An 11,858-nucleotide genomic window follows, 5' to 3' on the forward strand; every position below is an offset into this window, starting at 1 on the left:
TTTTAATTGGTTAAAGCTGTATCACTTATTTTTTGAAGAATTTCTTTAAATGCAAGGATTAATTCTTGCGTATCCTCTAATGAATCATCTTGTTCCAATCGTTTTTCGAACAATTGAATAGGTCTGAAATCACCAATATCTTCACCTGCATTAAGCAAAACAGAAGTTCCAACTAACTTATTTTTGAAATTAATACGTCCTTTTAAAATTTGATAGTAAGTATGTGCTTCAGAAGTTAAAAGTTCTTCTAACATTCGTATATGCTCAATATTTTCATTCTCCTCTTCAATTAAAAGTTCTATCAAATCGGTTAATGGGGATTCTGATTTGTAGTCGGATAATATTTTATTTACTTCAACTATTGAACCTTTAATAGAAACTAATTTTCTGAATTGTGGTATTGGAAGAGATGAAATATTAAATTCACTTCCTTCTAATTCTAAAATAACTACTTCTTTTTGGTCTTCTTTTTCACTAAAACTTAATTGGATTGGGGAACCACTATAACGAATGTTAGACTGACCAACAATTTGAGGTTTATGTATGTGTCCTAAAGCCACATAATTTGGAGTATCTCCAAAAATTTTAGCCTCTACTCCTGCTTGATTTCCAATTTGTATTTCTCTTTCACTTTCCGATATGGAAGCACCTTGTGCAAATAAGTGAGCCATAACTATAAAAGGAATTCCATCATAATTAGTTGTATAATATTCATTTATATTCGCAAAATAATTAGCAATACCACTACGAATTAATTCAATTTTATCAGCATACGATTCGCCTGGAAGCGCATTTCTAATATCTTTGTCTCTTAGATAAGGAACTGCAGCTACAACAATTTTTTTATTGTCAATTTCAATTTCTACAAATAATTCAGAAATATCATTAGGAACTCCACCTACAACTTTGATTTCTAAAATTTCTAGGAGTTCTTTTGGTGCATTAATAACATATGGAGAATCATGATTTCCTCCTGTTAGTATAACCTTGCATTTTAATGGTAAAAGTTGCTTTAAAAAAGAATAATACTGTTTCATTGCAGCTTGAGAGGGATTGGCTTGGTCAAACAAATCGCCTGACATTAACAAAACATTTATATTATTGTCTTTAATACAATTAATTAACCATTCAAAAAAAAGATCCATATCTTCAGAAAAATCAACTTTTAACAATTGTTTCCCAATATGCCAATCGGCTGTATGTAAAATTTTTATACCCATATTTTTATTTTTATAACCTAAAAAGGTTTAATTTTTAAATAATGTTCTACCATTTGTTTTATCAACTGTTCGGTATCTGTTTCTATTAACAATGTTTCACTATATTGCACAAGGTCTTGAGCTAGTTGAATAATTTTATTTCTAGCGTCAATATCAGTACAACCAGAAACATCATTTGGACCTGCAAATTTTAATTTATAATCTTTAAATAAATGCTTTTCTTCTGGAATGAAAAAGAACCTATTATAATCTAACACATCTACATCATATAAAATCTGCTCTTCAAGGTTAGCTTCATTTGCTTTTAGTATAATGTTAGATGTAGTAGAAGAAAAATGATGCTCATATCCTTTGCTTCTTAAATATTTATAACAACAATAAGTACTATCTAATTCCCATTCATCAATTCCGTTATCCTCACGCATTGCGTCATGGTACATAATAGCATAAAAGGATTTTTCAATATAGAGGGAAATTGAATTAGATTCATAATAACGATATAAACTATCTGCTAAAAGCAAACACCTTATTATGTGAAATCTACCATGATGACTTTCTAAATCAAAAGTTTCTTCATGCTTACGATATAACGGAGCAATGTCTTCTTTAAAAACAGCTAAGGCATTATTTAATTGTGGTGGAATCATATTAAAGTAATTTTGCGCAAAAGTAATAGGGTAAATTGCCAAATAATGGCGATGTTAAAATTTTAAATGCATTACTTTACTATTTGTTTCATCAGGTGGTTATATTCCTTTTTCATGTGCTTTTTAACTTTCTCAGAACCAATCAATTTAATATCACCTAACTCAGAAATAATTAACTTAAACAAATCAATATTTGGAATCAATATATACTCCACCAAAGTATAATCATCAATTCTTGTATTGGTGATTTTTTGTGTATGATGAAGTGGTTTTGTTTTACAATAATCTAAGTATTTGTCAGATATAGCTAATTCTATTTTATGAGGTGTTAAATCTTTAAAAATTGGTTTGTTAATACCAATCATAAATTTGTAATTATCTATTTGTTTTTGAATATTCTCAGTAATTAGCAATTCATCATATAATTCTAATTTGTTAATATCATAGATTCTATCAATACCAAAAACTCTAATTTCATTTCCATCAATGGGTAACGCCATTAAATACCAACGTCCGTTATGTTCTTTTATCCAAAGTGGTATTACGGTTCTTATTTTATCAGATTCAATAGACTCATTAAATTTATGGTACTTAAAAGAAAGTATTCTCTTTTCTTTAAAAGCTTCAAACAAAATGGGCAACTGATCAATTCCTGACATTACTGGTGAAGTATTTAAGATGTACTTCACTGCTTCTGAATTTTCACTTGTTAAATTTAGAAGTTTAACTACTTCATCATATCGCTCTAATAATTCAATATCTGAACTCTTAGAAATATCAATAAAATAACCTTTATTCTTTTTATAAATCAATTCAAAGCCAAGGTCTTCTTTTAATTGTTTTAAATCTCTTTCTAAAGTTCGTGCTGAAATATACTCTCCTTTTTCTTCAAGAAACTCTAAAATATCATTTTTGGTTTTATAGGTTCGAGATAAGAAATATTTTATTGTCGTTAAGCGAACAATATTTGGGTAATTTGACATTTTATAGAGCTATTAATAGTGCACTAAAATAGATATATTTTTCTAAATAATAAGACTATTTATCCCACAAATAATCATAATCATCTGGTAACTTTTTAATTCCGTTTATGAATTTTGGCAAATCTTCGTTTAACCTTTCAAACATATCTTGGACACTCATCTCATCATTCCACTCACCCTCTAACATTTGTTCTAAATAAAAATAATGTAAATGATTGATAGCTTTGGATGATGAATAACCACTTTTCATCATGGATAGCGCCACAGCTTTAAGATAATCAAAATTGGCCTCATAGTTTGAAGATACAAAAAAACCGATTACGTAGGATTCGTTAAAAATATCTCGGTCTTTTATTTTGTATTGTTCAAAGTATTGGTTCATGTAAACGTTAAAGTAATATGGATCTCTGTCAAACATTTCAGAAACAATGTGGTCAATTGATTTAGAGAAGTCGATATCCATAAAAATCTCCTTTAACTGACAAGCGTCAACCTCCTCTAGCGTATCAAAATCGTCTAGCATCATGTCTAATAATTCTTCTCTAAAAATAAGTCTTTTTAGTTGTTTTCTCGTTTTGATCTGTTTTGGCTCAGGTATTAAAGCAATTAAATCTTTTCTAATTTTAGAAATTTTAATAATATCCCCAAATTCAATTTCCCCCATTCCATTTTCATCGTCTTCAAACTTCAAATTTCTAACCAAAGCCAAACATGGCAGCATTAATTTTGTATAATCAAATTTTTTATATCTCATATTTCTATTTTTAATTTAATTTAAACTATGTTTAATTGATAAATACTAAGTACAAATTTGAATTTAAACAATAAATTATTATTGTTCATAATCATGAAAAAGTCCACACCTACAAGGAAATTTTTCTTGTAAAATTTTAATCTCATTGGTAAACATTTTGATATTTTCATCGGACAAATGTAAATCCCAAGTAATAGCTTCTTTACTTTCAAATTCTTGATTTATAATTTTAAGAAAAGGAATGTTACTTCTTTTGAATCTCAAAAAAGAAAATGAAGCATCTACAAATTCAAGTCTTTTGGGTTGGTCTTTTTTGTTCAACCAAATCAAAATTCTATCGAAATCCTCTACTAATAAAAAGTCAAGTTCTTTATTTAAAAACTCATTATTTGAACTAATCAAAATTGTAGCCATTAACCAATCACTGTTATATAAAATCCCTTCTGATTCGGGTATCTTATACCCATTGATTAATAATTCAAACGATTCGCTATTGTGATTGTAAATTTTCATATTATTTATTTGATAAATATTCCGTTAGGGCTTCATGCAATATTAATATGATACCAAGTGAAACTAAAAAAACTTCTATTACTAAACCGAAAGGAGGAATTATAGCTATATTCAAATAGAAAGATGCTAATTTATCTTTGTTTTCTTGGTCATCATTCATTTGTTTCAAAAATGTAAAACAAGCATGATTTAATATTACAATAACTATAAAAAGAAGTGAATTATTCATATTTGTTGGCTTTAGGTGAAACTTTGTTTTTGCAGTAGGTATTCAAACATTTCATTTGAAGTCTTTTCAGATTCTAAGCATTCAATTAAACAATCAAACACCAGTTTATCCTCAAAGACTTCGAATAGTAATACATCTAATTCAGGCAAAATCTTTGATAAGAGCAAAAGAAATAGTTCTTTTAATTCGTTATCCTTATCGATTTGTATTAGTACTATCCAGAATAGCAATTGTTGTATTGGAGCTACTTTTGAATCAAAATAATTTATGGAACGTTTTTTATTAAATTCATTTTGCTCTAAGTAATTTTCAATAAATTGTTGACTTTTTGCAAAAACAGCTACCAACTCTTTAACTAGAACACAACAATCATCAAAAGAAATTTCCAAAAATGGAGCTGCTTGATGTGCTAACTTTTCCATGGTGTTTTGGAATAATCTTATATCTCCTTTTGGGTTTAGATACCAAAGTAGGCGATGGTCTTTTGAAAGTAAATCAAATAGATTGCCTTGAATAATAACAGAATACTTATCTGTTTTCGGCAAAAAACTTAATCTTTCTTGATGTGAAAATTCATCTCTATATTGAATACTATAGGTTTCAGTCAAAAGACCTAAATCTATTGTAGTTGCCGATGGCTTTTTTACTTTTCCAGCGTTTAATTCGCAAATTAATTTATCAAATCTTGATTTACCTTTTTGCAATTGAGCATTGTCTTTTACATAAAATGTTGTCATTTGTTTTTTTTATCATATAAGTGCATCGCTAAAAAGACAAAAAACATTGCGGAGCACATAAACCCTGCTGTTAAAAAGTTTCGATGATATTTATAATGATCGAAATAACATAAAAAGCCAATACTTAATAAAGATCCTGAAAGCGCTAACAGACAGTAAACGATTTTTCTTGTTTCCATTTTGTTTGATTTTTAAGGTTTATAATAACAAATATATTTGAAATAAAATTTAAGTACCTTTTTTTGCAAGTGTAAATAAATGCAAATTCGTGAAGTAAAGATAGAATCAGGAGTTGTTCCCGATTCTATCTAAGTTAATTATGCTATTTCTGTTCAAGCACTTTTAGCAAAATTTGACCCACTTTTGCTTCGGTACCAGGCGATTTACTTTCGCGATTTCCAGCCACGTTTAAGATGATTCTTTTACGGAACCGAACGTATTGTTTTTCAAGAAAGGCTTTTGTTAAGTCAGTTGCACTTTCTAGTTTTGGGTCGATAATTATATAAGGCTTATATAATTTCTCACAGTGTTTAATGGTAAGTTTCGTACCAGGTGATTTTGCATTGGATGAAAATATCAAAGTCGCATCACTCGACCGAATATTCACAACCGTTCTAATGCCGTAGTCCTCAGAAGGACTTTCTTTCAATCCGTAAATTGATTGTAATTCTAAATTACACCCAAGTTCCGTTTTAAATCCCTTAGGAGCTTCACCACCTGTTGGGATTCCTAATTTTTTAGCCGCTTTAAGTCCGCCTAAATCCGCACCTGTTTGTCCTCCGGAGATCATTTTTAACACCATGTTTTTCACGTTTTTAATATTAAACAATAGTTTGTCTAATAGTATAATGTGTTTAAAAGGTGTTTTGTGACGAAATTGAGGCTCTTTTTTTAAATATTTTTAAATTTAATTTCTAATAGCCACTAAAAGTGTCAGTTGCAACTAAATTATTATTATCATCAACATTAAAAATATCGGTGTCTGTATCATTTTTAATTTTTATGTTTTTAATTAAACTAGAAAAATTTTGGGTTTGGCTAGTTGTATTTCCTTTTAACGAATAGAACACAAAAGTTTCATATTTTGTTAAAGATTTATCTTCATCGATAGGCAAATAACAAAACCAAAAATTATTTTTTAGATTTACAATTTTATCTAACGTATCTGGCAATGGATTTCCATAGCAATCCTTTTGATCGGTAATTGGATAATCTGTTGAATTTCTTCCTGATGGAGTCAATATACAATTTGGATATTTTAAGTTCAGAAACTTATCACTATTAAAGTACTCGATACTATTTGGATCTTGTTGATGTTTTACTAAAACTGCCGGAAGATTAGGTTTTCTATTATACTTTACAGGATAAAGAGGGTCTTTAATAAACTCACGTAAGTAATCAAATGATAAACGGATGTATTTTCGTGCATCACCTTGTCTAACTTTTTGATGCGTCTTTATTCTACTGAAAATACTATCTTCTTTTTTTCCGACGTAGTATGGCAAAAACTTCCAGTTTTTTGGCAGTTCACATTTATTAGAATAATAGGAATCTAAAACTTCTTTATCTGAAAAATCGATAGGTTCTATGAATTCTCCCTTATCATATTTATACATAAATCCCCAAACATAAACTCCACTTGTATTTGGGTTTGAACATCCTTTTGGATTATTCTTTAAAATTCCAATTTTGTCTACATTATCAAAATGTACAGGGCCTTGAATTTTTAGCATCTTATTTAGTTTTAATGGTTATATTATTATAATGCACTTTTTAGTGCTTTTGTGACAGATTTTTGATGTTTATTTTAAATGCCAAATTTACACCCCGAAATGGCACCTCTACAATCTATGAAAATTTGAGAAAATTCATTTTTAAATTTTTCTTTGAATTTATATTCTCCCAAAAGACAAATTGGAAAATCACTACAACTTGTGGTCTTTCTTTCTTTGTTTATATTAACTAATAAATCAAATACTGCATCATCAAAACATTCATTAGGCTTATTAATTTCATTCAAAAGATTAATACAATACCATCCTTTTATCTCTATATTATTAATAAATATTTCATACATAAATTCTGAATCACTTGATAAAAAAGCATACATTAAATCATCAGTCAAAAAAGCATGTTTTCTTATTTCAACTATTTTTTTTAGAATAATTGTCTTATCAATAGTTGTTAAATTTTCATATAAAGCATACGGATTCTTTTTATTAGCAGGTGTTAAACGAGTTTCCAATAGATTCGTTAAGTTAGGATTATCTTCAACTGCCCAATATGCAATTAATTGCGCTAATGATTCATGAGTTTTTTTATCTGTACCTGCTTTGTAACCTTTTGACCAGTTTTCATTATTATATGTAGCCCAATGAGTCAGCCAATGACCCAATTCGTGCATTAAAACAATAAAACGAACAGAATTAACCTCTATTTGTTTTTCATAACAATACTTTTCGATTCGATCCTTAAATAATACAATTATACCTTCTTTACTGTTTATTTCATCCGATGGAATCCAAAAATCAGTGTAAACACCTAAGTAATCAATGTTTTCATCAAGGTCTTTTATTTTTCCATAAATCTCTTCATAATTATCATAATCATCATAATAAACCTCAGGAAATCGATCTATTTTAAAAGCATTTTTTTCAAAAATCCCTTTCAATTCAATCATTTTGTTCATCTCTTGTTCAGAGAATCGGTAGGCTTGCAAATGGTTTTTCATAATTAATTGGGTTTCTATAAAATTTAAAAAAGCTTTAAGTGTAGTTTCTAGATTATCTTGCTCTGTGTTGACAAATGAAATTAAATGTTTTTCTTTAGATTTAATATTAAGAGGACTATTTAATTTTGCTCTTAATAACTTCAATAAAGTTCTATAATTAACATCTTTATAACCTAAGGCCAAAGCAGATTCTTTTAGAGTTTTATTTAAACTACCGGTTGCCGTGCATTCTAAAGCTAAAGTAATTAGTAATTCAAATAATTCAGATTCAGATTCAGACAAAGAACTTCTTTTTTCAATTTCCTCTGCGTAGAGTATTATATTTTTATAAATTTCATTTTCATCTTTTGCTTCATCGTAAATAATATCTATAAAACTTTCATTTTTTACTAGATTATTATCGTCTTTAACTATCTTACTTCTATATTCTTCCAATAAACCTTCTTTAAATCCACGATTCATCCAATAACCAGGATTAATTATAGTTGCTTTATTTTTTAAAAGCAATTTTTCAAAACCAATATTAACTATTTCAATTAAGGCAGATGAATCAAGATAAAGACAAGTATAGAATTTTTTATACAATGAATTAACAACATGATTAACTTCTAAATCAGTCCAATTTGGATAACAATTTTTAAATGTTACTTTTAATATTTGTCTGGGATTATCAAAAATTGGTTTGACTTTTTCTTGTTCTTTCTTAGAGTTTAATTTTGCCATTTTTTTTTATTTTTCTTATTTTTTTAGTAAAAATTTTATCTTATCAAACAAATAATTGCCCATTTCTCGGGGATTCCATCAAAGTAGTAAATAGATGCTCCATATTTATCTTTTACTCTAATACATTGTCCATCTACAAAATAGAGTGCTTGCCCATATTTATCTTTTTGTCTGATGGTTAGCCCATCAAAATAATATAAAGCGGTTCCATATTTGTCTTTGATACGAACGGTATTTCCATCTAAAAAGTAGAGTGATTGACCATATTTATCTTTAATTTTAATGGCTTGACCATCATTGTAAAAAAGTGGTGTTCCATATTTGTCTTTAGACTTTAAAGTCAACCCATCTATATAGGCAATTGAGTTTCCATACTTATCTTTTTGCTTAATACTTTGTGCTAGCAAAGTAATTTGAGAGAGCAATAATAGTACTACACATAAGTTTTTTTTCATAATTTATTGAAATTAAAGGTTGGTAAAAAATTGGGTTAGTTAAGTTTTAATATTGGATGCACAACTGGCTCGATTGGTTCTCCAAATAATTTAAAATTAGCAATATCTAAAGGTTCAACGGTTAAGTATGCTTTTGATACTTGATTCTCTAAATAAAAACTTCTTAACTCCATTAATAATTGACCTAAAACATTGACTCCTATTACGTTATTGGGATTACTTTTATCTTCTTTTGTGCCCCAAAATAAATCTTTATGGCTCACCTCAACAATTGGTCTTGTTCCAGTTTTCTTTAACAAATGACCAAAACCATTAGGGTTACAAGCTAACTTAACCCTCAAACACCAATACATAATCGCTACTTTTTCTTCTTCAAAATCAGCTCTTGTGCATTTTAGTCTATGAGGCTTTGACTTCATTTTAGCGGCCATTGGACTTTTTTGTTTGATAATTTCTTCTTGAATTTCTGGATAATCAGGAAAACGACACGCTTGGTATAAAGCTTCAGAAGTTAAAATTCTTCTTTTATTTACCAATAACGGATAAACTATTCCTTTCATATTGGATAAACCACCCCATTCGGTATCTACTTTTTGAAAACAGCAGGAGTTCTTTTTGGAATAGGTTTGGTGATTAAAATTTACAATATACATATTCAAAAATTAAAAAAGTTAAACACTGATTATATAAAGTAAAGGACTTATTATGTGGTTTTGTGACAAAAAAAATCAAATTAAAAGAATCTATTTTCATTGATGATCGTTAAATTTTAAGAGTTCATGTTTTTTTTTATTTTATAACATAGTAAAGCCAAATTTATTAGCATTACTTTTACATTTATAAAAATCCTTTTGAATTTTGAGTTCATTGTTTTTAAGCATTTCAGTAACTGCTTTATCTATTGAATTCTTTGTATAATTTCGCCTTTCATCATCTCTAATTTCTCTAATTTTTCTTCGTACAGCAGGAAAAGCGTTTTTACCTGTATATCCTAATAATACAGCAAATTGAAAAACAGGCATAGAAAACATTCTATAAGAAGCATATTGATGACAATCATTTTGAGCAAAACCGCGAATAAAATATTTAATTATATTAAAATTATTTAGGGCTGCATATGACATATAAGTTCTTGAACCAAAGGAATTGGCTTTATACATCTTATAAGGTTCTTTTGTAATATAATGCCCCCAACCATTAATATAGCCTTCTAACATTTCTTTCGTAAAACGCAGTTTTTTGGGCACACCTCCGCTTCTTCTATTTAATAACCATGGCGATAACTTTAGGCTATCTAAATGTTTTTTATTAGCAGGTATTGATAAATCTAAACTTCCTAACACTAATGGTTCAGAAATCTGAAGATCTCTAGGATAAGCAAAATAAAAAGTCACATCTATTTCAATAGCTTTTTTCCAAACAGCAGCTCTTAATGTTTTAAAATCACTTCTTTTACGTGAAATTGACGTAAAAATATCTGAAAAATCGTGATTATCGTGATTTATAATTAATTGTACATTTCGGTGAACTGCTACATCGAATGGTTCATCAATAGTTTCAACAATATAATCATTTAATTCAGTTATAAAAGAACGTTCAGAATAGTTCTTTGGTCTTTTCGTAGTTAGTTTTTTTAAACCATCCGGAAAATAAACTTTTAATGATTTTTGAAATCGTTCTGATTTTAAAACAAATGTAGGAACTGCTTTCAAATCATCTTCAGAAAGTATATGGTCAAAAACCAAATCCAACCATGAATCAATTAAAAGCTCTTCAGACAATTCACCTTTATAATAAGTGGACATTTTCAATTTTTCAAAAATGTTGGGTGAAGATTTAATAATATTTGAAAAATCAAGTTTTTCATCTAAATTACAATTTATAATTATTTGATCCATAGAGTATACATTTAGATAGGAATTAAAATCAATTTCTTCCACATTTATATTTTCAGAAAAATTGGGATAAGGTGAATTATTAATTAACAATGGAAAACGCTTTAATTGTAAGTTCCACCAGTTTTCATCTTTACTTTTAATATCAACTTTACTTACTAATGAAATATCCGCACAATCGAACTTTAAATGATTGAGCACTAAATATATTTCACTTAACCAATTGTACGGTACTGCATTATTTCTTCCTCTTATTTCGTGGATTATTTTTTTTTCTAAATCACAACGTATAGCTACAACAGGGATATCATTATCATAAAATATTAAGAAATCACATTTTTTAATATAACTTTCTGCAAAAGAACTAGAAGCTATACACCAACCTGACTTATAAGCTAAAGAACTTAATAAATTAGAATTTTCAATCCCTTTCGTTACAAATTTCCATGTGTTTATTATTTTAACTTGGTACTTAGTGGCAACTCTATTAAAATAAGTTTTAGCAATGCTCTTATTTGGGTTGAGAAGCTCGTTAGAAATACGTTTGTATAATATTTCTATACTATTAATTTCAGGTTTAGGAAGAATTCTTCTTTGATTTTTTCCATACAACTCGAATACAGATAAAAGTACGAGATAATGGAAAGCTTCTTTATTTGGATATTTTGTTTTAAGCAAATTAATCCATAACTGGAATGCAGCAACTTTGTTATTATTTATGTATTTTTCTACAAGCTTCGCCGCAAACTCATTCCCATTTTCTATAAGTTGTTGGTTTATTTCTTTGATTTGAGCTTCAGAAAATTCATTATCAAATTCTAACAAAAACTTTACATCTGGTGTTTTACTGTATTTATAAAAAAAGGATTTACCTTCTAAACTACTATTGGTAGCATTTTGTATTAATTCAGTGTATAAATGATTTTTAATATAAGAATCCAATTCAGTTTCGCTTTTCACAACAGATTGCC

Annotated in this window: 13 protein-coding genes; all 13 read right to left on the reverse strand. The window is 28.1% G+C overall.

The annotated features are described in order from the left end of the window. Positions 1-2: 2 nt before the first annotated feature. On the reverse strand, positions 3-1,220 hold the full coding sequence (locus tag ABD766_RS10205) for a metallophosphoesterase family protein (RefSeq protein ID WP_344816586.1): 1,218 nt from the start codon (positions 1,218-1,220) through the stop codon (positions 3-5). Positions 1,221-1,237: 17 nt separating this feature from the next. Next, positions 1,238-1,909, reverse strand: a complete 672-nt coding sequence (locus tag ABD766_RS10210) for a hypothetical protein (protein WP_344816587.1) — start codon at positions 1,907-1,909, stop codon at positions 1,238-1,240. Positions 1,910-1,938: 29 nt separating this feature from the next. After that, the gene (locus tag ABD766_RS10215; RefSeq protein ID WP_344816588.1) at positions 1,939-2,850 is read right to left on the reverse strand and encodes a helix-turn-helix transcriptional regulator; all 912 of its coding nucleotides are present in this window, start codon (positions 2,848-2,850) and stop codon (positions 1,939-1,941) included. Between the two features lie 55 nt (positions 2,851-2,905). Beyond that, positions 2,906-3,604, reverse strand: coding sequence for a hypothetical protein (locus tag ABD766_RS10220; protein WP_344816589.1), 699 nt, complete (start codon positions 3,602-3,604; stop codon positions 2,906-2,908). Positions 3,605-3,682: 78 nt separating this feature from the next. Beyond that, positions 3,683-4,117, reverse strand: a complete 435-nt coding sequence (locus ABD766_RS10225) for a hypothetical protein (protein WP_344816590.1) — start codon at positions 4,115-4,117, stop codon at positions 3,683-3,685. 1 nt (position 4,118) lies between these two features. After that, positions 4,119-4,346, reverse strand: a complete 228-nt coding sequence (locus ABD766_RS10230; RefSeq protein WP_344816591.1) for a hypothetical protein — start codon at positions 4,344-4,346, stop codon at positions 4,119-4,121. Positions 4,347-4,357: 11 nt separating this feature from the next. After that, positions 4,358-5,083, reverse strand: a complete 726-nt coding sequence (locus ABD766_RS10235; RefSeq protein WP_344816592.1) for a hypothetical protein — start codon at positions 5,081-5,083, stop codon at positions 4,358-4,360. A 322-nt stretch (positions 5,084-5,405) separates the two neighbouring features. After that, entirely contained in the window at positions 5,406-5,873 is a 468-nt protein-coding gene (locus tag ABD766_RS10240) for a YpsA SLOG family protein (protein WP_344816593.1), read from the reverse strand. A gap of 124 nt (positions 5,874-5,997) precedes the next feature. After that, a complete protein-coding gene (locus ABD766_RS10245; protein WP_344816594.1) occupies positions 5,998-6,816 on the reverse strand; it encodes a hypothetical protein in 819 nt (272 codons plus the stop codon). 74 nt (positions 6,817-6,890) lie between these two features. Next, positions 6,891-8,537, reverse strand: coding sequence for a hypothetical protein (locus ABD766_RS10250; protein WP_344816595.1), 1,647 nt, complete (start codon positions 8,535-8,537; stop codon positions 6,891-6,893). A gap of 35 nt (positions 8,538-8,572) precedes the next feature. Next, positions 8,573-8,992 carry a hypothetical protein gene (locus ABD766_RS10255; RefSeq protein ID WP_344816596.1) on the reverse strand — a complete coding sequence of 140 codons (420 nt, stop codon included), beginning with the start codon at positions 8,990-8,992 and terminating at the stop codon, positions 8,573-8,575. A 35-nt stretch (positions 8,993-9,027) separates the two neighbouring features. Next, on the reverse strand, positions 9,028-9,645 hold the full coding sequence (locus tag ABD766_RS10260; RefSeq protein ID WP_344816597.1) for an NADAR family protein: 618 nt from the start codon (positions 9,643-9,645) through the stop codon (positions 9,028-9,030). Between the two features lie 141 nt (positions 9,646-9,786). Further along, positions 9,787-11,712 carry a hypothetical protein gene (locus tag ABD766_RS10265; protein ID WP_344816598.1) on the reverse strand — a complete coding sequence of 642 codons (1,926 nt, stop codon included), beginning with the start codon at positions 11,710-11,712 and terminating at the stop codon, positions 9,787-9,789. Positions 11,713-11,858: the final 146 nt, after the last annotated feature.

It is taken from the genome of Flavobacterium cheonanense (assembly GCF_039539185.1).
In the GTDB taxonomy this organism is placed as follows: domain Bacteria; phylum Bacteroidota; class Bacteroidia; order Flavobacteriales; family Flavobacteriaceae; genus Flavobacterium; species Flavobacterium cheonanense.

Excerpts from the sequence above, each read along its gene's own strand:
- ABD766_RS10205 (WP_344816586.1), bottom strand. The coding sequence starts at position 1,220 with ATGGGTATAAAAATTTTACATACAGCCGATTGGCATATTGGGAAACAA.
- ABD766_RS10215 (WP_344816588.1), bottom strand. The coding sequence starts at position 2,850 with ATGTCAAATTACCCAAATATTGTTCGCTTAACGACAATAAAATATTTC.
- ABD766_RS10220 (WP_344816589.1), bottom strand. The coding sequence starts at position 3,604 with ATGAGATATAAAAAATTTGATTATACAAAATTAATGCTGCCATGTTTG.
- ABD766_RS10225 (WP_344816590.1), bottom strand. The coding sequence starts at position 4,117 with ATGAAAATTTACAATCACAATAGCGAATCGTTTGAATTATTAATCAAT.
- ABD766_RS10230 (WP_344816591.1), bottom strand. The coding sequence starts at position 4,346 with ATGAATAATTCACTTCTTTTTATAGTTATTGTAATATTAAATCATGCT.
- ABD766_RS10235 (WP_344816592.1), bottom strand. The coding sequence starts at position 5,083 with ATGACAACATTTTATGTAAAAGACAATGCTCAATTGCAAAAAGGTAAA.
- ABD766_RS10240 (WP_344816593.1), bottom strand. The coding sequence starts at position 5,873 with ATGATCTCCGGAGGACAAACAGGTGCGGATTTAGGCGGACTTAAAGCG.
- ABD766_RS10245 (WP_344816594.1), bottom strand. The coding sequence starts at position 6,816 with ATGCTAAAAATTCAAGGCCCTGTACATTTTGATAATGTAGACAAAATT.
- ABD766_RS10250 (WP_344816595.1), bottom strand. The coding sequence starts at position 8,537 with ATGGCAAAATTAAACTCTAAGAAAGAACAAGAAAAAGTCAAACCAATT.
- ABD766_RS10255 (WP_344816596.1), bottom strand. The coding sequence starts at position 8,992 with ATGAAAAAAAACTTATGTGTAGTACTATTATTGCTCTCTCAAATTACT.
- ABD766_RS10260 (WP_344816597.1), bottom strand. The coding sequence starts at position 9,645 with ATGTATATTGTAAATTTTAATCACCAAACCTATTCCAAAAAGAACTCC.